The sequence below is a fragment of the Lactococcus formosensis genome (genome assembly GCF_018403745.1).
GTDB classification, from domain to species: Bacteria; Bacillota; Bacilli; order Lactobacillales; family Streptococcaceae; genus Lactococcus; species Lactococcus formosensis.
Genome location: NZ_BOVP01000001.1, coordinates 289,235 through 312,746, shown reverse-complemented (window position 1 = coordinate 312,746; position 23,512 = coordinate 289,235). Strand labels below are relative to the sequence as shown.

The 23,512-nt window shown below is 39.4% G+C and carries 20 protein-coding genes; 19 read left to right on the top strand and 1 reads right to left on the bottom strand.

Going from position 1 to position 23,512, the window contains the following annotated elements:
- The first annotated feature begins 2 nt into the window (after nucleotides 1-2).
- The 16 genes from rnz (at nucleotide 3) to KJS37_RS01455 (ending at nucleotide 21,029) form a co-directional block, all read left to right on the top strand.
- Nucleotides 3-935, top strand: coding sequence for a ribonuclease Z (rnz, locus tag KJS37_RS01530; RefSeq protein ID WP_213495585.1), 933 nt, complete (start codon nucleotides 3-5; stop codon nucleotides 933-935).
- Nucleotides 916-1,563: an SDR family NAD(P)-dependent oxidoreductase gene (locus KJS37_RS01525; RefSeq protein ID WP_213495583.1), complete on the top strand. Its 648-nt coding sequence runs from the start codon at nucleotides 916-918 to the stop codon at nucleotides 1,561-1,563. Before rnz ends, KJS37_RS01525 begins: the two co-directional genes overlap by 20 nt.
- 32 nt (nucleotides 1,564-1,595) lie before the next feature.
- On the top strand, nucleotides 1,596-3,830 hold the full coding sequence (recJ, locus tag KJS37_RS01520) for a single-stranded-DNA-specific exonuclease RecJ (protein WP_213495581.1): 2,235 nt from the start codon (nucleotides 1,596-1,598) through the stop codon (nucleotides 3,828-3,830).
- Complete coding sequence (locus KJS37_RS01515) at nucleotides 3,820-4,332, top strand: adenine phosphoribosyltransferase (RefSeq protein WP_003135164.1); 513 nt, start codon at nucleotides 3,820-3,822, stop codon at nucleotides 4,330-4,332. Before recJ ends, KJS37_RS01515 begins: the two co-directional genes overlap by 11 nt.
- A 126-nt stretch (nucleotides 4,333-4,458) precedes the next feature.
- Complete coding sequence (rpoE, locus tag KJS37_RS01510) at nucleotides 4,459-5,019, top strand: DNA-directed RNA polymerase subunit delta (protein ID WP_096368662.1); 561 nt, start codon at nucleotides 4,459-4,461, stop codon at nucleotides 5,017-5,019.
- 104 nt (nucleotides 5,020-5,123) lie between these two features.
- The gene (gene mltG, locus KJS37_RS01505; RefSeq protein ID WP_213495579.1) at nucleotides 5,124-6,836 is read left to right on the top strand and encodes an endolytic transglycosylase MltG; all 1,713 of its coding nucleotides are present in this window, start codon (nucleotides 5,124-5,126) and stop codon (nucleotides 6,834-6,836) included.
- 25 nt (nucleotides 6,837-6,861) lie between these two features.
- Entirely contained in the window at nucleotides 6,862-7,335 is a 474-nt protein-coding gene (gene greA / locus KJS37_RS01500) for a transcription elongation factor GreA (protein WP_017369377.1), read from the top strand.
- 119 nt (nucleotides 7,336-7,454) lie between these two features.
- The gene (locus KJS37_RS01495) at nucleotides 7,455-7,907 is read left to right on the top strand and encodes a CtsR family transcriptional regulator (protein ID WP_017368805.1); all 453 of its coding nucleotides are present in this window, start codon (nucleotides 7,455-7,457) and stop codon (nucleotides 7,905-7,907) included.
- Nucleotides 7,897-10,347: an ATP-dependent Clp protease ATP-binding subunit gene (locus tag KJS37_RS01490; protein WP_213495742.1), complete on the top strand. Its 2,451-nt coding sequence runs from the start codon at nucleotides 7,897-7,899 to the stop codon at nucleotides 10,345-10,347. The genes KJS37_RS01495 and KJS37_RS01490 overlap by 11 nt, the downstream gene beginning before the upstream one ends.
- A 122-nt stretch (nucleotides 10,348-10,469) precedes the next feature.
- Nucleotides 10,470-11,027: a ribosome hibernation-promoting factor, HPF/YfiA family gene (gene hpf / locus KJS37_RS01485; RefSeq protein WP_003134010.1), complete on the top strand. Its 558-nt coding sequence runs from the start codon at nucleotides 10,470-10,472 to the stop codon at nucleotides 11,025-11,027.
- Between the two features lie 246 nt (nucleotides 11,028-11,273).
- Complete coding sequence (gene pflB, locus KJS37_RS01480; RefSeq protein WP_003134012.1) at nucleotides 11,274-13,607, top strand: formate C-acetyltransferase; 2,334 nt, start codon at nucleotides 11,274-11,276, stop codon at nucleotides 13,605-13,607.
- Nucleotides 13,608-14,067: 460 nt separating this feature from the next.
- Entirely contained in the window at nucleotides 14,068-14,673 is a 606-nt protein-coding gene (gene coaE / locus KJS37_RS01475) for a dephospho-CoA kinase (protein WP_213495577.1), read from the top strand.
- Nucleotides 14,669-15,910 carry a multidrug efflux MFS transporter gene (locus tag KJS37_RS01470; RefSeq protein WP_479682623.1) on the top strand — a complete coding sequence of 414 codons (1,242 nt, stop codon included), beginning with the start codon at nucleotides 14,669-14,671 and terminating at the stop codon, nucleotides 15,908-15,910. Before coaE ends, KJS37_RS01470 begins: the two co-directional genes overlap by 5 nt.
- Complete coding sequence (gene rpmG / locus KJS37_RS01465; protein ID WP_165713136.1) at nucleotides 15,907-16,053, top strand: 50S ribosomal protein L33; 147 nt, start codon at nucleotides 15,907-15,909, stop codon at nucleotides 16,051-16,053. The genes KJS37_RS01470 and rpmG overlap by 4 nt, the downstream gene beginning before the upstream one ends.
- Before the next feature lie 132 nt (nucleotides 16,054-16,185).
- On the top strand, nucleotides 16,186-17,409 hold the full coding sequence (locus KJS37_RS01460) for an FtsW/RodA/SpoVE family cell cycle protein (protein WP_213495575.1): 1,224 nt from the start codon (nucleotides 16,186-16,188) through the stop codon (nucleotides 17,407-17,409).
- 200 nt (nucleotides 17,410-17,609) lie between these two features.
- On the top strand, nucleotides 17,610-21,029 hold the full coding sequence (locus KJS37_RS01455) for a pyruvate carboxylase (protein WP_213495573.1): 3,420 nt from the start codon (nucleotides 17,610-17,612) through the stop codon (nucleotides 21,027-21,029).
- A gap of 100 nt (nucleotides 21,030-21,129) precedes the next feature.
- On the opposite strand, the gene KJS37_RS01450 is transcribed toward KJS37_RS01455, so the two are convergent.
- Nucleotides 21,130-21,729, bottom strand: coding sequence for an ATP-dependent Clp protease proteolytic subunit (locus tag KJS37_RS01450; RefSeq protein WP_003134020.1), 600 nt, complete (start codon nucleotides 21,727-21,729; stop codon nucleotides 21,130-21,132).
- 178 nt (nucleotides 21,730-21,907) lie between these two features.
- Between KJS37_RS01450 and KJS37_RS01445 the strand changes: the two genes are divergently transcribed.
- The 3 genes from KJS37_RS01445 to spx all read left to right on the top strand — a co-directional run bounded on the left by KJS37_RS01445 (nucleotide 21,908) and on the right by spx (nucleotide 23,434).
- The gene (locus tag KJS37_RS01445) at nucleotides 21,908-22,285 is read left to right on the top strand and encodes a VOC family protein (protein WP_213495570.1); all 378 of its coding nucleotides are present in this window, start codon (nucleotides 21,908-21,910) and stop codon (nucleotides 22,283-22,285) included.
- 59 nt (nucleotides 22,286-22,344) lie between these two features.
- Nucleotides 22,345-22,875, top strand: a complete 531-nt coding sequence (locus KJS37_RS01440; protein WP_017368814.1) for a hypothetical protein — start codon at nucleotides 22,345-22,347, stop codon at nucleotides 22,873-22,875.
- 160 nt (nucleotides 22,876-23,035) lie between these two features.
- Complete coding sequence (gene spx / locus KJS37_RS01435) at nucleotides 23,036-23,434, top strand: transcriptional regulator Spx (RefSeq protein WP_003134024.1); 399 nt, start codon at nucleotides 23,036-23,038, stop codon at nucleotides 23,432-23,434.
- The last annotated feature ends 78 nt before the right edge of the window (nucleotides 23,435-23,512 follow it).

The window sequence follows — 23,512 nt, the reverse complement described above, 5'->3', positions numbered from 1 at the left end:
ATATGGATATTCAATTTTTAGGGACGGGCGCAGGTCAGCCGTCACGAACGCGAAAAACACAAGCTATTGCTTTGAAGTTACTCGATGAACGTAACGAAATATGGCTATTTGATTGTGGTGAAGCGACTCAACATCAAATTTTGGAAACATCAATTAAGCCAAGAAAAATCACCAAAATTTTTATTACACATTTGCATGGCGATCATATTTTTGGTCTACCAGGATTTCTATCAAGCCGTTCATTCCAAGGTTCAAGTAAAGATGAGGACCATACGGACTTGGAATTATATGGACCAAAAGGTCTGAAAGACTTTGTGATGACAGCTTTACGCATGTCGGGGTCGCGCCTTGGGTATAAGATTCATTTTCATGAAGTTGAAATGCCTGGGAAAATCTTTGAAGATGACACTTTTGAAGTATATGCTGATACCTTGGATCATACAATTTTTTGTTTGGGCTATCGTGTAGTCGAAAAAGAGCGTCCTGGAGAACTCGATGCAGCGGCCTTGAAAGCAGATGGTCTACCTTTTGGCCCACTCTTTGGAAAAATTAAGAGTGGCGAAACAGTAGAGTATGAGGGAAAGGTATTTCATCCAGAAGACTATATCGGTGCAGATAAACTTGGCAAAGTGGTAACGATCCTTGGAGATACACGCCGGACACCAAGTGCTGTTCGTTTAGCTGTTGGTGCAGATCTTTTAGTTCATGAAGCAACTTATGAAGCAAAAGAGTCAAAAATGGCCCGTCGACATGGACATTCGACCTCAAAACAAGCAGCAGATGTTGCACAAGAAGCTGGTGTAAAACGCTTGTTGCTCACACATATCAGTGCACGATATGTCGGCCCACTCGTGGCTCAGCTCGCACAAGAAGCACGAGCTGTCCATCCTAACTCATATGTGGCGAAAGATTTTTATGAAGAAAAAGTTGAGTAAAAAGAATATAGTAATTACAGGTGCTAGCGGCGATATTGCACAGGCGCTTATTCAGCGTTTAGAGGGGCATAATCTTATCTTGATCAGTCGTTCCCTTCCCCAGCCAGTCATTCCTGATAAGGTGGATATTCTTATTAACAATGCAGGATTTGGGGAGTTTTCGGCGTTGACCCACTTATCAGATGAACAGATTGACGAAATGTTCAAGGTGAATACGTTAGATTTGATTAAGCGCACACGTGATTTACAACCGCAGCTGCAAGTCATTAATATTGCATCTATCGCAGGAAAATTACCTACAGCTAAGTCAACAGTGTATGCAGCTTCCAAAGCTGCTGTTCTTGCTTTTTCAGATGCTTTACGTTTAGAAATACCGGGTCTTATCGTGACAACAGTCAATACAGGACCGGTCCTTACAAAATTTCATAAAGGCAATGCTGACTATCTTGAAAAAGTAGGTAAAAATGCGGTTAGTGCAGACTACGTTGCGGGTAAAATCGAGCAGGTTTTAGGTAAAAATAAAAGAGAAATGAACTTACCCCTTCAGCTGGCTTTTGTTGCGAAAGTTCGTGCTCTTTTTCCAGCTCTAGTAGATAATATAGGAAATAAGTTTTTTAATTATAAATAAATCTTCAAACAGGCAGTCGAAGTGGAGGAAACTTGATTAAATCAAAATATATATGGAATTTAACTGAGTCAGACTTACCAGATGAATTTCTCAAGTTAAGTAAAAAATATAAATTAGACACACTGGCAGCGCAAATTTTGTGGCAACGCGGTATTAGGACAGAAGAGAAAATGCAAACCTTCTTAAAACCTGATTTGCAGCAGTTGCATGATCCGTTTTTACTGCATGATATGGAAAAAGCCGTTCAAAGAATTTTGACTGCAATTGAAAATGGGCAAAATATCTTAATATATGGTGACTATGATGCTGATGGCATGACGGCAAGTTCAGTGATGAAATCGGCACTGGATGAATTAGGAGCGGAGGTACAAGTCTATCTTCCTAACCGCTTTACCGATGGGTATGGACCAAATCCTGATGTTTATAAATATTTCATTCAAAATGAAGACATTGATTTGATTATTACCGTGGATAATGGGGTGGCTGGTCATGAAGCTATAGCTTACGCACAAAGCCAAGACGTTGATGTTATCGTTACTGATCATCATAGTATGCCAGAAGAGCTACCCGAAGCTTTTGCTATTGTGCATCCTGAACACCCCGGAGCAGACTATCCATTTAAGTACTTGGCTGGAGTCGGAGTGGCTTTTAAAGTCGCAACAGCACTTTTGGACTACATTCCTTCAGATATGCTTGACTTGGTAGCAATTGGGACAATTGCGGATATGGTTAGTCTCACAGATGAAAATCGCATCTTGGTGAGTCATGGGCTAAAAGTGCTAGCAAATACTGAGCGTGCAGGCCTGATGGAACTCATGCGTCTCTCAGGAACTGATTTTGAAAAGGTAAACGAGGAGACCGTTGGATTTCAAATTGCACCTCGTTTGAATGCTCTAGGACGCTTAGATGATCCAAATCCAGCAATTGAACTATTAACGGGCTGGGATGAAGAAGTGGTCTCTGAAATCGCGCAAATGATTGATGAAAAAAATAGCGAGCGTAAAGTAATTGTCGAGAATATCTTCAATCAAGCCCTCACAATGATGACAGATGAACCTGTACAAATTCTTTATCATAAGGATTGGCATAAAGGTGTTCTAGGGATCGTTGCAGGGCGTTTGCTTGAGCAATTTCACAAACCTATAATAATGTTGGCAGAAGAAGAGGGAATTCTCCGAGGATCAGCCCGTTCGATTGAAAACTTTAATATATTTGAAGCACTCAATGGACATCGAGAGCTCTTTATCGCTTTTGGTGGTCATAAACAAGCTGCTGGAATGACTTTTGCCTTGGAGAATGTGGAAGCAATTAAGCAAGTGATGCTTGATTTTATTCAAGACAACGACATTGATATGTCAGGGAAGAGCACACTAGAAGTTCAGGGAAGTCTGCAGTTTGACCAGATAAGCTTAGAGACGATTAGAAGTTTAGAAAAATTGTCTCCGTATGGCATGGATAATCCGAAACCTCATTTTCTTATTACGGATTACCAGGTTGAGCAAGCTCGGAGCATGGGAAAAGATAACAGTCATCTCAAACTTAAGTTAGTACAAAAGGGGCAACCTTTAGATGCGGTTTACTTTGGTCATGGGACAGAAAGTCTGGAATTTGAACAAAGTGATACTGAGCTTGTTGGCACCTTGTCTAGCAATACCTGGAATGGTACAACAACCGTTCAGCTTATGGTGGCTGATGCCAGAGTAAATGGTGTTGAACTTCTGGATATTCGAAGTCGACAAGTCGAATTGCCCAAAAATACAATACGTTTTGTCCATAATGAAGTGAAAAATGGTACAATAGAAGAAGTGCTTATTATTGAGGAAGCCCCAACCGATAAGGGTGCCTTATCGACTTTAACGGAATTAATACATGAGCAAGATTTTGAATTGATTTATTTCAAGAATACAATCAAACAAAATTATTATTTGACGGGATCAGGGACACGTGAGCAGTTTGCGCGTTTCTATAAAGCAATCTATCAATATCCTGAATTTGATATACGCTTTAAATTGAAAGATTTAGCAAATTATCTGAAGATACCAGATATCTTACTGATAAAGATGATTCAAATATTTGAAGAACTGAATTTTGTAACAATTGATAATGGCATGATGAGTGTGAATAAAGCAGCAGAAAAACGTGATATTGCTGAAAGTAACATTTACCAAGAGCTTCGAGAAATTGTTGCATTTCAAGAACTTTTCGCCTTATCCCCTGTCAAAGAAATTTATAAAAAATTAAAAGAGGAAGATGCACATGCAACTTAAAGATTACATTGCAACGATTGAAAATTACCCAACTGAAGGTATCGTTTTCCGCGATATCTCACCACTTATGGCGGATGGAAATGCCTACAACTATGCCGTTACAGAAATTGTGCAATATGCACGTGATAAAGAAATCGATGTAATCGTTGGCCCAGAAGCGCGTGGATTCATCGTTGGATGTCCGGTTGCTTTTGCGCTTGGTGTAGGTTTCGCACCAGTGCGTAAACCAGGAAAATTACCACGTGAAGTCATTTCAGCAGACTATGAAAAAGAGTATGGTACAGACACATTGACAATGCATGCTGACTCGATAAAACCAGGACAACGTGTTCTGATTGTAGATGATCTCCTGGCAACAGGTGGAACAGTAAAAGCTACGATTGAGATGATTGAACGTTTGGGTGGTATCGTTGTAGGTTGTGCCTTCTTTATTGAGCTTGACGAGCTTAAAGGACGCGAAAAACTCGGTAACTATGATTACAAAGTCTTGATGCATTATTAATTTAAGCCTCACCAAACAAGACTGAAAACGACATATAATGAAACAGCTTAAATCCGTTTACATATTGACAATGAAGCGAATTTAATATAATATAGAAAAAGAAAATCTGAAAGAGAGCAAAAAAGTTTGAAAATTGAAGCATTAGAAGGACAAAATATCGAAGAACTTTCAATGATTGAAGTTGCTCATGCAATTTTGGAACAAAATGGTAAGGAAATGGCTTTTGCGGAAATCTTGAATGCCGTTCAAGACTACTTGAAAAAGTCTGATAACGAAATCAAAGCCACAATTGCACGTTTTTATACAGAAATGAATACAGATGGAAGCTTTATTCCATTGGGAAATAATGTTTGGGCATTACGCTCATGGTACGCTATTGACGAAATCGATGAGGAAGTCATTGCCCTCGATGAAATTGATGACGAAGAAGAGAAAACAACGAAAAAACGTACAAAAGTTAATGCATTTGGTATCGAAGACGAAGTGGATCCTGAAGATGAACACATCGATAAAGGTAATGATGCAGATGACATGACTTATGATGATGAGAATCCAGATGACGAAAAAGATGAAGTTCAAGCTTATGATGCTGAACTTGCTGAAGTTGAACTGGATAACGTGGATGAAGACGTTGAACTCGATGAAGAGGACGACGATGATGACGACAACGACTCAGAAGAGAATTAAAATCTAAAAGAGTGAGGTCCATGGCCTCGCTTTTGTGAATATTACCCAACAAACTTACGCTTCGCTTTTCAAAAGGGAGAGAAGCGTGATAAGGAGGATTAACCTTGGTAGAAAAAGATACGGAGAAGTTTTCGAGAGAAAGTTTCAAAGATAAAATCTTGCGTGAACTTGAAGAAGGAAATCGAGCAAACACGGATGGGACTTTTGAAAACTATGCCCGTGAATCCAACAAAGAGCTTTCTTCAACCCCGAGTAGACATACTCGGCGAGAACGTGCTGATTTTTCGGATATTCAACGTCCAACACCGTTTAAGTTGACAGAAGAACTCGAAAAACCTGAAGCAGAGGAACAACCTAATATCTCAGAAGATGTAGAACTTCCTGAAAAAACTGTTTCGGATCAAGCGAAAACAAAAGGACCAGCACAAGAAGAACGTCCAGACTTTGCAAGTGTTCGCGAGCAAATGCTCCAAGCGAGCCAAGGGCAAAGTTATTCACGACTTAGACGTAACTCAAAAAATTCTGATGAAGTTGCTGATGAATATGAAGCACCTGAAGATGAAGGGACAGATACAGCAGAAGCTATTGTCGAAGAGACGGAGCATAGACAAAGAAGTCGACGCTCAGCGGTAAAAGCTGAAGTTGAATCTGAAGAAATCCAACCTAAGCCGAAAGTGAAAAAACCGAAGAAGAAAGTCTCTTCTGGGAAGATTATTGCTGTTATCGTAGCCGTTCTAATTTTGGCAGCAGCTGGAACTGGCTTTTATGGCTACAGTTTTATCAAAGAAGGGGTACAACCGCTCAATACTGCAAATACAACCAAGCGTGCCATTAATATCCCAGCTGGAGCAAGCAGTAAACAAATCGGAGATATCTTACAAAGAGAAGGTATTATCAAAAATGGTATGGTTTTCCAATACTATACTAAATTTAAAAATTTCAGCGGCTTTAAGAGTGGCTACTACAACCTTGCGCCAAGCATGAGCTTATCAGATATTGCGAGTCTTTTGGAGCAAGGAGGAACTGAGCATCCTGTTGAACCAACTCTGGGTAAAATTTTAATTCCAGAAGGTTACACATTGGAACAAATCGCTCAAGCTGTTACAGTGAACTCGGCTGATAAAAATGAAAAAACACCTTTTACAAAAGATGAGTTTATGAAGACAGTTCAGGATCAAGCCTTCATTGAAAAAATGAAGCAAGAGTTTCCAAAACTTCTTGGTAGCTTACCAAGTAAAGACAGTGGTGTGAAATATCAACTTGAAGGATATCTCTTCCCAGCCACTTACGAGTATACGAAAAAAACTACCGTTGAAAGCTTAATTGAGACAATGCTTTCAACAACAAATACACAATTGGAACCTTTGTATGAACAAATCGAAGCCTCCCAACTTACGGTCAACGAAACTCTGAGTCTAGCTGCTATTGTCGAAAAAGAAGCCAACAGTGATGATGACCGTCGCAACGTTGCACAGGTCTTCTTTAACCGTTTGAACTTGGGGATGACAATGGATTCCAACACAGGTATCTTTTATGCTGAAGGTAAGCTTGGAAAAGATACATCGCTTGATCAACAAGCTGCAATTAATACAAAATTAGACTCACCTTTCAATACATACCTGTATCAAGGTTTTGGTCCTGGCCCAATCGTCAGCCCAAGTTTATCGTCAATCAAAGCAGTGCTTAACCCAACTGCAAATGATTATCTGTATTTTGTAGCAGACGTTGAAGGTAAGATTTACTTTGCGCAAACACTTGAAGAACAAAATATCAATGTTCAAAAGTATGTTAATGATGCGATTGCGTCGGGTAATTAATTTAGAAATTTAAAAAGGATAAAAAATGGTAGAAAAAACTTTCCCCATGACCAAAGAAGGTCTGGAAAAACTAGAACAAGAATTAGATAACCTTAAATTGGTTAAACGCCCTGAAGTTATTGAGCGCATCAAGATTGCACGTAGCTATGGTGACCTTTCAGAAAACTCAGAATACGAAGCAGCAAAAGATGAACAAGCCTTTATCGAAGGACGTATCTCAACAGTTGAAACAATGATTCGTTACGCTGAGATCGTCGACAATGCTAACATCGATAAAAATGAAGTTGCGCTTGGTAAAGCCGTTGTTTTCCAAGAAATTGGCGATGATGAAGAGGAAGAGTACGAAATCGTTGGTACTGCTGAAGCTGATCCGTTTTCAGGTAAGATTTCAAATGAGTCTCCAATTGCCCAAGCTTTGATTGGTCGTAAAGTTGGTGATGTGGTAAAAATTCCATTGCCTATGGGTGAAATCGAAGTTAAGATTGTTGATGTGAAATAAAATAAAAAATCTGCTTTTTAGCGGATTTTTTTATTTTAGAGGTGTTTCAGCCACTATTTTTGGTAAAAAATAAAAATTTTCGTTATAATAGTCAATAAAGGTCAAAGATTGGAGGTTCTATGTCTGCCCAAAATACTTCAGATATTATCGAAGCTTATTTGCGAAAACTGCTAGAAGAGGCACGTGAGATTGAGATTAAACGTGCAGATTTAGCCAGTCAATTTGACGTGGTTCCTTCGCAAATTAACTATGTGATTAAAACCCGTTTCACCCCATCTAAAGGTTTTGATGTTGAGTCAAAGCGTGGTGGTGGTGGCTACATCAAAATATTCAAATACCATTATTCAGCAAAGCACGAGTTCTTGCTTGATTTAGCGCAGAAGTTGCCTACTAACTTGACTGAAAGTATGGCTCAAGATGTCTTGCAACTTTTATTTGATGAACACATTTTGACTGAACGAGAAGGCAATCTTCTCCTTTTGCTTTTGGCTGATAGTGATATTTCTAACAGTTGTCGAGCACAAATGATGATAAAAATACTACAGAGATTGGATCGTGATGATGAAATTTAATGAAAAGGACTATACACCACAAGTCATAAGAGTGCTTGAGAAGTCTGTTGACTATGCGCATAAGTTTAACTACGCTTGGGTTGAAAGCTCGCACTTATTGGCTGCCTTAGCTGAGGTCCCGGCTTCATTGGCATTTACGCTACTTAATTCAGAAAAAATTGATTTGGAAGAAATGTTAATCGACATTGAAGATTTTTCAAGTCAAGTGAAAACGAAGAAATCAGAAATAAAGCTTAGCCCAAGAGTTGAGACAATTATTGAGCAAGCACGTGCATTGGCTCAAAACAACGATAAAAACCGCATAGGGACAGAGCATCTCTTGTATATGCTTTTAGCAAATGATGCTGGCTTTGCAGGACAACTTTTACGTGAGCAAAACATCAATATCGTTAACCTCCGTAAAAAGCTAGAGCAAAAAGCATATCTACGTGTACCAGAACGCCGTAAAGCGGTGACACCAGCTTCGAAAAGAAACTTGTCAGGGAAAGTTTCCGAAACCACGACAACGCCTACTTTAGACACGGTATCGACAGATTTGACAAAAGCAGCCCGTGAAGGCAAGCTTGATCCAATGATTGGAAGAGAGCGAGAAGTCGAACGCCTCATCCACATTTTGAGTCGTCGGACAAAGAATAATCCTGTTCTTGTTGGTGAACCTGGTGTTGGTAAGTCAGCGATTATTGAAGGCTTTGCGACGCGTGTGGCTGCAGGGGATGTTCCTGTAGGTTTACGTGGCAGTCGTATCATGGCCTTGAATATGGCGATGGTTGTTGCGGGGACAAAATTCCGTGGTGAATTTGAAGATCGTTTGACAGCTATCGTTGATGAAGTGACACATGATAAAGATGTGATTGTCTTTATCGATGAACTTCATACCATTATCGGTGCTGGTGGAGGAATGGATTCTGTTAATGATGCTTCCAACATCTTAAAACCGGCATTAGCACGTGGTGAGTTTCAACTTATTGGGGCAACAACTTATCAAGAATATCAAAAATATATTGAAAAAGATGAGGCCCTAGAACGTCGTTTTGCCCGTGTTAATGTTGAAGAACCATCAGAAGATGAAACAGTTGCAATCTTACAAGGGTTAAAAGAAAAATTTGAAGCTTACCATGCGGTCAAATTTGAAGAGGGAACTTTGGAACGTGCCGTCAGCCTGAGCAATCGTTATATGCCAAGTCGTCGTCTGCCAGATAAAGCAATTGATCTCCTTGATGAAGCCGCAGCCAAAGTTAAAATTACGAGTAAAACAAATTACACCAAGCTTGACGAATTAAAAGCAGAGTTAAAAGCAGAAGAGCTGAGATTACAAAAAGCAGTTGTAGCACTTGATATTGTTGAAGCACAGGAGATTGAAAAAGATATTGAAAAGTTAACGCATAAAATTGATAACTTTACAGTATCGGAAAATGATAATCCTTTGGTTGAGGAAAGCGATGTTTATGCTGTCGTTTCCAACCTTACAGGAATCCCGCTCCAACAGATGACGAAAACTGAAAGTGAACGTCTGATTAATCTAGAAAAAGAGTTACATAAGCGTGTAGTTGGTCAGGAAGAAGCGATATCGGCTGTTTCTCGTGCCATAAGACGTGCACGCTCAGGTATCGCCGATACGAGACGTCCTTTGGGTTCATTTATGTTCCTTGGTCCGACAGGGGTTGGGAAGACAGAGCTTGCTAAGGCTTTAGCGGAAAGTGTTTTTGGAAGTGAAGAAAACATGATTCGCGTAGACATGAGTGAATTTATGGAAAAATTCTCGACATCTCGCCTGATTGGAGCGCCTCCAGGCTACGTAGGTTATGATGAAGGGGGGCAACTGACAGAGCAAGTCCGTAATAAGCCTTATTCTGTTATCCTTCTTGATGAAGTCGAAAAGGCCCATCCTGATATTTTCAATATCATGTTACAAATTCTAGATGATGGTTTCGTTACAGACACGAAGGGTCGTAAAGTTGATTTCAGAAATACGATTATCATTATGACATCTAACCTTGGTGCAACAGCTATTCGTGATGATAAAACAGTTGGTTTCGGTGCCAAATCAATCTCAACAGACTATGCAGCTATGAAAGCGAGAATCATGGAAGAACTGAAGAAACAGTACCGTCCAGAATTTCTCAATCGTATCGATGAAACTATCGTTTTCCATTCACTGACAGAAAAAGAGATTGAACAAGTCGTGAAAATTATGAGTAAATCTCTCGTATCACGCTTGAAAGATCAAAATATCAAAGTGAAATTTACACCTGCTGCTTTGAAAGTTATTGCTGATAAAGGATTTGATCCTGAATACGGCGCCCGCCCATTGCGTAAAGCTCTGCAACGTGAGGTTGAAGACACGCTCAGTGAGCAATTGCTTGCCGGCGAAATTCATCCGGGGGATACGATTTCTATTGGTTCTTCTAATAAAAAGATTAGAATAAGTGTTATTGATTGACTTGTAAGCGATTATATATTATAATTAAATTAGAAATAAAGAAAGGACGGTTCTTAAAACTTGACTGTCCAGCGCCTGCAAAACAGTGAAGGTTCAACACAAGAGCCGTTAAGGTAGACTCTATGATCAAATATAATATCCGTGGTGAAAATTTTGAGTTAACAGATTCAATCCGCTCATATGTTGAAGATAAGGTTGGAAAACTTGAAAAATACTTTAACGATGGTCATGAAGTAACAGCCTATGTAAATCTTAAAGTTTACTCCGACAAACGTTACAAAGCAGAAGTTACCGTTCCTGCTAAAAATGTAACTTTGCGTGCAGAAGATACAGCAGCTGACATGTACGCAGCTATTGACTTTGTTGAAGAAAAACTAGAACGTCAAATTCGCAAGTATAAGACTCGTGTAAACCGTAAATCTAAGATTAATGTTCCTACTGGACAAGCTTTCGGAGACGAGTTTGCACCACTTGATGAAGCTGAAGAAGTAAATGAAGATCAAGTAAAGATCGTCCGTACAAAGCATGTTTCTTTGAAACCGATGGACGCTGAAGAAGCAGTCCTTCAGATGGACATGTTAGGACATGATTTCTATATCTTTACAGATGCAGATACAGATAGTACTAATGTCGTTTACCGTCGTGAAGATGGCAACATTGGTTTAATCGAAACCAAATAAGATTTAAGTACCTAAACTGTATCAAGAAAAAAGTCAAGCAAAAAAGCTTGGCTTTTTTTGTTATCTCTGTACTTCTGTGACATTTATATCTGTAATCGTTTACCATAAATATAACAGTTTGACTTAAAAATCAAACTGTACTAGTAAAGAAAGTGCAAACATTCCCATATATCCCTTGAAATTAGTAAACTGTATGATATAATAAAAGCGTAATCTGAAACAGAAAGACCAAAGGAGATTTTCTACATGAAAACAGAAACTAAAGAAATCTTTGAGCAAGCCTGGGAAGGTTTCAAAGGATCAGACTGGCAAGATAAAGCAAGCGTTACGCGCTTTGTTCAAGCCAACTACAAACCTTATGATGGAGACGAAAGTTTCCTCGAAGGACCAACAGAACGTACGCTTAAAGTAAAAGATATCATCGAAACAACAAAAGCGCACTATGAAGAAGTAGGATTCCCATTCGATACAGATCGTGTGACTTCTATTCACAAAATTCCTGCTGGTTATATCGATCCTGAAAACAAAGATCTTGAATTAATCTACGGTATGCAAAACAGCGAACTTTTCCGTTTGAACTTCATGCCAAAAGGTGGTCTTCGTGTAGCAGAAAAAATCTTGACAGAACACGGACTCAGCGTTGATCCTGAATTGCACGAAGTGTTGGATACAACAATGACTTCTGTAAATGATGGTATCTTCCGTGCTTATACATCAGCTATCCGTAAAGCACGTCACGCACACACAGTAACTGGTTTGCCAGATGCTTATTCACGTGGACGTATCATCGGTGTTTACGCACGTCTTGCACTTTACGGTGCAGACTACTTGATGAAAGAAAAAGCACGCGAATGGGATGCAATCACTGAAATCACAGAAGAAACTATCCGTCTTAAAGAAGAAATCAATATGCAATACCAAGCACTTGATCAAGTTGCTAAATTTGGTGATCTTTATGGACTTGACGTTCGTCGTCCAGCCTTGAACACTAAAGAAGCTATCCAATGGATCAACATTGCTTACATGGCTGTATGTCGTGTTATCAACGGTGCGGCAACTTCACTTGGACGTGTGCCAATCGTTCTTGATATCTTTGCTGAACGTGACCTCGAACGTGGTACATTCACTGAACAAGAAATTCAAGAATTCGTTGATGATTTCGTATTGAAACTCCGTACAATGAAATTCGCGCGTGCTGCTGCTTATGATGAACTTTACTCTGGTGACCCAACTTTCATCACAACATCTATGGCTGGTATGGGTAATGACGGTCGTCACCGTGTTACAAAAATGGACTACCGTTTCCTTAACACATTGGATACAATCGGAAACGCTCCAGAACCAAATTTGACAGTACTTTGGTCTGATAAATTACCGCATGCCTTCAAACGCTATGCAATGTCAATGTCTCATAAACACTCTTCTATTCAATATGAAGGTGTAGAAACAATGGCTAAAGAAGGCTACGGCGAAATGTCTTGTATCTCATGTTGTGTATCACCACTTGACCCTGAAAATGAAAACGAACGTCACAACCTCCAATACTTCGGAGCGCGTGTTAACGTTCTGAAAGCGATGCTTACTGGTTTGAACGGTGGATATGACGATGTTCATAAAGACTACAAAGTGTTCGACATCGAACCTGTAACTGACGAAGTTCTTGACTATGATACAGTTATGGAAAACTTTGACAAATCATTGACTTGGTTGACTGATACTTATGTGGATGCAATGAACATCATCCACTATATGACTGATAAATACAACTACGAAGCTGTACAAATGGCCTTCTTGCCAACACGTGTTCGTGCGAACATGGGCTTCGGTATCTGTGGTTTTGCCAATACAGTTGACTCACTTTCAGCAATCAAATATGCAAAAGTTAAAACAATTCGTGATGAAAATGGTTACATCTATGACTACGAAGTTGAAGGCGACTTCCCACGTTACGGTGAAGATGATGACCGTGTAGACGATATCGCTAAACTTTTGATGAAGATGTACTACGAAAAACTCGCTTCACACAAACTTTACAAAAATGCTGAAGCTACAGTTTCACTCTTGACAATCACTTCAAACGTGGCTTACTCTAAACAAACAGGTAACTCACCAGTTCATAAAGGTGTATTCCTCAATGAAGATGGTTCAGTGAACAAATCTAAAGTAGAATTCTTCTCACCAGGTGCTAACCCATCAAACAAAGCGCGCGGTGGATGGCTCCAAAACTTGAATTCTTTGGCGAAACTTGAATTTGCTCATGCAAATGATGGTATTTCATTGACAACTCAAGTTTCACCACGTGCACTTGGTAAAACACGTGACGAACAAGTAGATAACTTGGTTCAAATCCTTGACGGCTACTTCGGACAAGGTGGACAACACGTTAACCTTAACGTTATGGACCTTAAAGACGTTTACAGCAAAATTATGGCTGGCGAAGACGTTATCGTACGTATCTCTGGTTACTGTGTAAACACTAAATACCTCACACCAGAACAAAAACAAGAATTGACTGAACGTGTGTTCCACGAAGTTCTTTCACAAGATGATGATGAAGTAATGCACACATCTAATATCTAATAAAATGCAGAAACAATCTATCCTTAGGATGGGTTGTTTTTTTTCTTGCTCTTATATTAAAAGCCGTATTTTTGATTTTTGTCATAAAGTGAACTGTATGTATCGTCTAAACCGTAAGTCAAATTGTTACGAATTGTTTCCCAATTTACCTTCCTATTTGACTTTTGTTATAATCACTCTATACAGAACAACACGAAAAAATTGACCGCTCTAACGGCCAGCGTGTCTTAGTTCTCTGTAGATGGTTTAATTAGAGACAATGGACGCTCTAAGCTTGTAAAAGCTATCGAAGAGGAATTTGAGAACCTACTTTAGTCAGTAGAATGATAGGGTAAAAACGTATGAATTGATGTGCTTTACATCTAATCTCATGCGTTTTTTTCTAGGAAGAAAAAACGTCTTCGTTTTGCAAGGTCGTAATTACTGAATATCGTTTCATGAGTTGTGCTATAATAAAGCTATGAATAAAGTAATCGGTTTGACAGGTGGAATAGCTTCTGGGAAATCAACGGCGGTTGATTTTTTGCGTTCTCAGGGCTATCCGATCATTGATGCGGACCAAGTGGTTCGTGAATTACAAGCACCAGGCGGCTCCTTATATCAGGCAATTCTACAAGAATTTGGCCCTGCGTACTTTGATGAGAAAGGACTTTTGATTCGGCGAAAATTGGGTGACTTGATTTTCTCAGATGATGAAGCGCGAGAAAAACTAGCATCACTCCAAAATCATATTATTCGCCAAGAACTCTATAAGAGACGTGAAGCACTTTTGGAGGATGATAGGGTTCAAAAGGCGATAATTATGGATATTCCTTTACTCATCGAGCAAGCTTATGATGGCTTTGATGAGATATGGCTCGTCGCTGCTCCAGAAAGTATCCAAATTGAGCGTATCATGAGCAGAGATAACATGACCAGAGAAGAGGCGGAAGCGCGTATCAAAGCGCAGATGCCTTTGTCAGAAAAGAAGAAGTATGCAACACGTATTATTGACAGTTCAGGAACAATTCCTGAAACGTATGAAAAAATCAAAGAACTGTTAAAAGCAGTAGAAAAGAGGGATTAAAACGAGTAAATCAACAAAAGAAAGAAAAGTTAATTGGAAACAAAATTTGTGGATCACATGGATTGGCTGTTTTATTGTAGGCTCATCTTTTTCACTTGTAATGCCATTTTTGCCCCTTTATATTCAAAGTCTAGGGGTGACGGGCTCCAATGTAGAGCTGTTTTCTGGTATTGCTTTTGCTTCAACAGCTTTAGTCTCAGGATTAGTTGCTCCTATGTGGGGGAAATTGGCGGATAAATACGGCCGAAAACCAATGATGGTGAGGGCTTCTTTTGCCATGACCTTTACCATGTCTGCAATTGCTTTTTCACACCAAATGGGTGGCTATTGGTGGCTTTTACTTATGCGAAGTCTCATGGGCTTCTTTTCAGGATTTATTCCTAACTCGACAGCAATGATTGCTTCTCAAGCGCCTAAAGAACGCTCGGGTTATGCTCTAGGTGTCCTATCCACCGCGATGATTACAGGGACTTTGATTGGACCTTCTATCGGTGGTTTATTGGCGCAGTGGTTCGGGATGGCAAACGTCTTCCTTATCGTTGGAAGCTTACTTGCTCTGGCAACGATTTTGACAGTCTTTTTTGTTCATGAAAACTTTGAACCGGTGGCAAAAGATAAAATGTTGTCTACAAAAGAAATTGTCAACCGCGTAAGTAATAAGCAAATTCTTTTTGGCTTATTGGTGACTAGCTTTATTATCCAAGTAACGACACAATCAATAGAACCTTTTGTTACGCTCTATATCAAAACATTAACAACAAGTACTAATAATTTAATGTTTATCTCCGGGCTTATTGTGTCTGCTGTTGGTTTGTCTGCCATGATGTCTTCAAGTACGTTAGGGAAATTGGGAGATAAATACGGCGCTCATCGGTTGATTTTAATCGGTTTAGCCTTTAGTTTCGCTATGTATTTACCGATGGCTTTTGTAAAAACACCACTCCAATTAGGACTCTTAAGATTTATGCTGGGATTCGGTACAGGAGCTTTGATGCCATCAGTTAATTCTCTTTTAGCAAAAATTACGCCTAAAGAAGGTGTGTCACGGATTTTCGCCTATAACCAAATGTTTTCTAACTTTGGCGTCGTCGTAGGTCCAATAGTTGGCTCAGCAATTGCAGGTTGGATTTCTTATCGCATGGCGTTTATTGTGACAAGTCTTTTCGTGGTTGTTAATTTCTTCTGGTCCCTAGTCAATTTCCGAAAATATTTAAGAAAGCGGAGCATCGTAGAATGAGAGTGAAAATAACTTTAGCTTGCACAAGTTGTAAGAGCAAAAACTATATTAGTAGTAAAAATAAAAGCAGCAACCCTGATAAAGTTGAAACAATGAAATTTTGTCCTAAAGAGCGTAGGGTTACATTACACCGAGAAGTTTAAGCGTTAGAACGCATTTTTCATTTGAGAATAACCATTTATTTTTAAAATAATTGCACATCTGTAAAAATGAATCTGAAAAAATGGTATAATAAAAAATGTTAAAAAATAATAGAAATGAAATGATAACTTAAAATGAAAGACGGATTGAAGAAAGCAAACTTCCTGAACTATTCTATTTTGATCCCCTACCTGATAATGTCAGCTGTAGGTATCGTTATGGTTTTTTCAGCAACGGTCCCATATCAGCTGGCAAAGGGACTCTCACCTTATAAAATGGCAATCAACCAAGGCGCATTCATGTTGCTCAGTTTTGTTGCGATTGCTGTGATTTACCGAATGAAGCTCCGTGCATTTAAGAGTAAAAAAATGATTGGTTGGGTTCTGGGTCTTTTGGTTTTAGCCATGTTTTATTCACGATTTGGACCAAACACTTCAGCCAATGGTGCTCACGGTTGGATTCCTATCCCAGGTGTAGGTACAATTCAACCTGCTGAATACGCAAAGTTTTTCGTTGTCTGGTATCTGGCTTCTGTCTTTTCTGAAAAACAGGATGAAATATATGAAAAAGATATCGCAGCAATTTTCAAAGGTAAAACCCTTGGGCAAAAACTATTTGGGGGATGGCGCTTTTCGATTTTATTGATGTTAGGTATTCTGGTCATTATGCCAGATTTGGGTAATGCATCGATTATGGCGATGATTACAGGAGTGATGATTGCTTCTAGTGGAATCTCATGGCGTTGGTTTAGTGGGTACGGTAAGATGATTTTGGGAGCGATGGTTGCTTTTATCGTCTATCTTTATGCTGTAGATGGGGATGTTATCCCTGGACACTATGTCAACGCACGTTTTAAAGCAATGGTTAATCCTTTCGAAGGCTTGTCAACATATGGCCACCAAATGGCAAACTCATATTACGCTGTCAGTAACGGTGGATGGTTCGGGCGTGGTCTTGGGAATTCTATTGAGAAAAATGGCTTTCTGCCCGAAGCGCATACGGACTTTATCTTCTCGATTGTTATAGAGGAGCTGGGACTAATTGGAGGAATTATCGTTCTGGGCGTATTGTTCTTTATGATTGTGCGTATCTTAATGGTCGGTATCCGTGCAAAAAATGCATTTAATTCGATGATCTGTATCGGGATTGGTTCAACCCTCCTGATTTCAGTATTTATTAATATTGGTGGGGCATTTGGAATTATTCCGGAAACAGGGGTAACATTCCCGTTCCTATCACAAGGAGGGTCATCTTTCCTTGTGTTATCACTGGGAATTGCTTTTGTGCTCAACATTTCCGCAGATGAGAAGCGTAGAGAAGTCAGAGAGCTTTCAAGTACGTATGCTAGAAATGTTTAATATTAAATGCTAAAGTTAAGAAAAAGCTAATCAAATTAGCTTTTTTTATAAAGTTTGTATGTTGTGAAAATTCATAATTTGGTTGCTGATGCTTTCTAATACTCAATGTCTCTATTTCGCTGAAGCAAAAAGAGCATTGAATTATAAGGTATCGTCAACCATATTACACAACATATTAGGGAATAAAGATAGGGGATTGTATGAAAAAACTGCTCGTTGCCAACCGTGGTGAAATTGCCATTCGTGTTTTTCGTGCCTGTAATGAACTTGGTTTGTCCACTGTGGCCATCTATGCAAAAGAAGATGAGTACTCTGTACACCGTTTCAAAGCAGATGAGGCATATTTAGTCGGACAAGGTAAAAAACCGATAGATGCTTATCTTGATGTGGATGATATTATTCGCATTGCTCTAGATGCGGGAGCAGATGCAATTCACCCAGGATATGGTTTACTTTCTGAAAACTTAGAATTTGCGACTAAGGTCCGTGAAGCTGGCTTAGTTTTTGTAGGGCCAGATTTAGAACATTTGGATATTTTTGGCGACAAGATTAAAGCCAAGAAAGCAGCGGATTTAGCGCAAATTCAGGGTATACCAGGAACTGATGGCGCTGTTGATTTAGAGGGGGCTCTTGCCTTTGCTGAAACATACGGTTATCCTGTCATGATAAAAGCAGCACTCGGTGGCGGTGGACGTGGAATGCGTGTTGCACGTAATGACGAAGAAATGCGTGATGGCTATGCACGTGCGAAATCAGAAGCACAAACAGCATTTGGATCAGCAGAAATTTATGTTGAAAAATATATTGAAAACCCAAAGCATATCGAAGTGCAGATTTTAGGGGATACACACGGCAATATTGTCCATCTCCATGAACGCGATTGTTCTGTGCAACGCCGCAATCAAAAAGTTATTGAAATTGCACCAGCTGTTGGCTTAGATCTAGAATTTAGAAATGAAATCTGTCAAGCAGCTGTCCAACTCTGCCAAGCTGTGGGTTATGTTAATGCAGGGACAGTTGAGTTCTTAGTTAAAGATCATCAATTTTACTTTATCGAGGTTAACCCACGGGTTCAAGTAGAACATACGATTACAGAAATGGTTACCGGTGTCGATATTGTTACAGCACAAATTCTTATTGCGCAAGGTAAGGACTTGCACCAAGATATCAAAATCCCTGCACAGGATGAAATTCCATGTTTAGGTGCGGCAATTCAGTGCCGTATCACCACTGAAGATCCCGAAAATAATTTCCTTCCAGATACAGGAAAAATTAACACCTACCGCTCTCCAGGTGGATTTGGAGTACGTCTCGATGTAGGTAATGCTTATGCAGGGTACGAAGTGACACCTTACTTTGACAGCCTTTTAGTTAAGGTTTGTACACATGCGACAGATTTTGAAGAGGCAGTTCATAAGATGCAGCGTGTCTTGCGTGAATTCCGTATTCGTGGGGTTAAAACCAATATCCCATTTTTGGAAAATGTTATCGATGATGAGCAGTTTACCAGTGGTCAAGCAACGACAACATTTATTGACAATACGCCGCAACTCTTCAAATTTTCTCGTAAACGTAATCGCGGTACAAAGATGTTGAAATACATTTCGAATATTACCGTAAATGGTTTCCCAGGTATTGATAAAACAGAGAAGCGTTACTTTGAGCCTGCTCGTCAACCTGAAATTGAGATCACTCAGAAAAAAACAACAAAGAATATCCTTGATCAAGAAGGTGCTGCAGCTGTAGTAGACTTTGTTAAGGAATCACATGAAGTCCTACTCACAGATACAACTTTCCGTGATGCACACCAAAGTCTGTTAGCTACACGTTTACGCCTACAAGACATGAAGGGGATTGCAACATCTGTAGACCAAGGACTTTCAGACCTGTTCTCTGTGGAGATGTGGGGTGGTGCAACTTTCGATGTTGCCTATCGTTTCCTAAATGAATCACCTTGGTATCGTTTAAGAAAATTACGTGAACAGATGCCAAATACACTTTTCCAAATGCTATTCCGTGGTTCAAATGCAGTGGGTTATCAAAATTATCCTGATAATGTCATTCAAGAGTTTATTCAAAAAGCAGCAGCTGAAGGTATTGATGTTTTCCGTATTTTTGATAGTCTTAACTGGCTGCCACAAATGGAAAAGTCTATCCAAACTGTGCGTGACACAGGGAAAATTGCTGAAGCAACCATTTGTTATACTGGCGATATCTTAGATAAAACGCGTCAAAAATATGACCTGGAGTATTATAAAAATCTTGCTAAGGAACTAGAAGCTAGCGGCGCTCATATTCTTGCGATTAAGGATATGGCTGGTCTTTTGAAACCCCAAGCGGCCTATGTACTGATAACCGCACTGAAAGAGACTGTTGATTTACCGATTCATTTGCATACACATGATACGGCCGGTAACGGTATTATCACTTATTCGGGTGCGATCAAGGCAGGTGTAGATATCGTTGATGTGGCGACAGCGTCACTTGCTGGTGGAACTTCGCAACCTTCTATGCAGTCCCTCTATTATGCTCTGGAACATGGCGGACGTCATGCAGCCTTGAACATTACTAATGCAGAACAAATTGACCATTATTGGGAAGATACACGTCGATATTATGCACCTTTTGAAGCTGGAATTACAAGCCCGCAAACAGAAGTTTACAGACATGAGATGCCAGGTGGACAATATACCAATCTTAAAGCACAATCTGCTGCAGTTGGCTTAGATGCTCGTTTTGATGAAGTCAAAGCCATGTATAGCAAAGTGAACATGATGTTTGGTGACATTATTAAAGTGACACCAAGTTCGAAAGTTGTGGGTGATATGGCACTCTTTATGGTGCAAAATAATCTCACAGAAGAAGATGTTTATGCAAAAGGTTCAGAATTAAACTTCCCTGAGTCAGTTGTTTCTTTCTTCCAAGGAGATTTGGGGCAACCTGTAGGTGGTTTTCCTGAGAAACTCCAAGAGCTAGTTCTCAAAGGTAAACAAGCTTTAACGGACCGTCCAGGGCTTCACGCGCCAGCCGTTGACTTTGCACAAGTGGAAAAGGAACTTTCAGATATATTAGGTTACCCAGCTGAAGAACATGAAGTTTTAAGTTATATTATGTACCCGCAAGTTTTCTTGGATTATCAAAAAATGCAAGATGCTTTTGGCTCAGTGACTTTGCTAGATACGGAAACGTTTCTCCACGGTATGCGAATGGGTGAGCAAATCGAGGTGCAGATTGAAAAAGGTAAAACTTTGATCATTCGTCTTGATGAGATTGGTGAGCCAGATGTTTTAGGAAATCGTGTTCTCTTCTTTAACCTAAATGGTCAAAGACGTGAAATTAGTGTAAAAGATCAGTCGATAAAAACGCAAGTTGTTGCGAAACGCAAAGCTGATAGCACAGATCCTCAACAAATCGGTGCAACCATGCCAGGTTCTATTTTAGATATTCTAGTGAAAAAAGGAGATCAGGTTAAAAAAGGACAGGCTCTAATGGTTACAGAAGCGATGAAGATGGAGACAACGATTGAAGCACCGTTTGATGCAAGGATTGAAGATATCCATGTGGTAGCAGGAGAAGCTATTCAGACGAAAGACCTCCTTATCGAGATACGTGAGCAATAAAAGAAAAACGTTCAACTCTTAGGTTGGACGCTTTTTTAGATAGAACGAAAAAAACACCCAGAGAGCAGTTCTGCTCACAATCAGGTGTTTTTTTTTATTTTTATTTCAAGCTATTGGCTTCCATGATTTCATCAATGAAACCATAGTCTAATGTTTCTTGTGCAGTCATCCAGTTATCACGTTCTGCATCGGCATGTACTTTTTCCATAGATTGACCAGAGTTTTCTGCCAAAATCTTTTCTAAAGTACGACGTGTTTTAAGCAAATGTTCCGCAGCAATAGCCATATCTGTTTGCTGTGTGCCGCCACCAGTACCTCCCATAGGTTGGTGAATCATGTATTCTGCATGTGGCAACATGAAACGTTTACCTTTTGTACCACTAGAAGCAATGATTGTACCCATAGATGCAGCGATACCCATAACGATTGTTTGAACATCAGACTTGATGAAGTTCATGGTATCTACAATCGCAAGTCCAGCAGATACAGAACCACCAGGTGTATTAATATAGAGGTAAATGTCCTTTGTGCTGTCTTGGGCATCCAAGAAGAGGAGTTGTGCGATGATTGAGTTGGCCATACCATCCTCAACTTGGCCTGTCAACATGATGATACGGTCTTTCAGTAGACGGCTGTAAATGTCATATGCGCGTTCACCACGGCTTGATTGCTCGATGACAGTAGGTACTAAATATCCCATAGATAAGTCTCCTTTTTCAATGTTTTATTCTATTATAAATCAAAGGTCAAAAAAGGTCAAAAAATAAGTACGATTAAAAAGGAGGAAATAGAGATATCTTTTAAAAGTAAAATGTTTCAAAGAAAGGAACACCTTTATCTGTCGGAGTATACTATAATAAAGGTAAGGAGATAAACAGATGAAAGTTGAACATATCGGAATTTGGGTAAGCGACCTAGAGAAGATGAAAAGATTTTATGAAACATTTTTTTCAGCAAAAGCTGGTCAAAAATATGACAACGCGAAAACAGGCTTCACCTCTTATTTTTTGCGTTTTGAAGAAGGGGCACGTATCGAGCTCATGCACCGTGCAGATATTGAAAAAGTCCTGCCAGAAGGTCTGGGACTTGCCCATCTTGCATTACAGGTGGGAGATGAATCTGAAGTAGACAAACGTACTCAAGATTTCTTAGACCAAGGCTTCCAAGTTTTATCTGGACCGCGGAGGACTGGGGATGGTTATTATGAAGCAGTTATTCTCGATCCCGAGGGGAACAAGATTGAAATAACCGCTTAGAGATAAAAATTTTGGAGAAATGAGTTTTAAAATATTAGTCATTTTGTTATAATAATGGTATGAATTCAGAACTTATTATTTCTATGATTATTGCTATGATTGCAGGTGCTTGGCTTTTTATCGCCGGCATGTATATTTACAAACGCTATGACGAAAATCGCTATAAGAAACGCTTAGCTGTTGAGAAACTGTTACGGGAAATTGAAGTCCGAAATACTTTAAATCAAAAAATTATCGAAATCTTGAACCGCCCGATTATTGGAGATGATGAAGAAATCGTTAATCCTCGGAGTGATGTAAAAGTGCCGTTTTATGACTATAACTTTTTGAAAAATTACACTTCAATGTATAATTTGTACATCCCAGCTTATTTCTTAAGTACTTTCTTCAAAAATCTTTCTCACCACTTGGCTGTTTTCGAAGACGAGCAGGATTTGAAAAATGGAGGATATATTTTCAAGGAAGCACGTCCTATTTTTGAGAATTTTTCCGTTGAAATTACGGAAGATATTGAGAACAAGAAAAAAGAGTTGGAAGAAGCAAAGAACATTTATCCATCTATGCTAAAACGCCAGTATTACAACATTTAAATACTTTTTTTTATTCTGTCCAAGAGGACAGAATTTTTTAGAATAAAAGGAGAAAGGGTCTTTTTTTTGTCTGTCAATTGTGCTATAATAGCAAATGCTAATACCGCTAGGTATTATAAATAAGATCATGGATTGTTCCATAAATATAAAGGAGAGAGGGATGCTTACTATTTATACGGCCCCATCTTGTACGAGTTGTAAAAAAGCTAAAACTTGGCTTACTTATCACAATATTCCATTTCAAGAACGTAATCTCATTGGCGACCCACTTTCAGCAGAAGAAATAAGTCGCATTCTCGAAAAGTGCGATGATGGTGTGGAAGGGCTTATTTCTAGCCGTAATCGCTTTGTGAAAACATTGGGCGTTGATTTTGAAGACTTATCGCTTTCAGCAGCTATCAAAATCATTTCAGAAAATCCGCAAATCATGCGCCGTCCAATCATCATGGATGAGAAACGTCTACATGTGGGATACAACGAAGAAGAAATCCGTGCTTTCTTACCACGTACAGTACGTATTTTAGAAAATGGCGGCGCTCGTTTGCGTAATGCCATCTAAAATCAAATGCAATTATTATAAACACCCCGAGTGGGTGTTTTTTGCTATCTAGCTTTAGCAAAGAAAATTTTTCTTTTT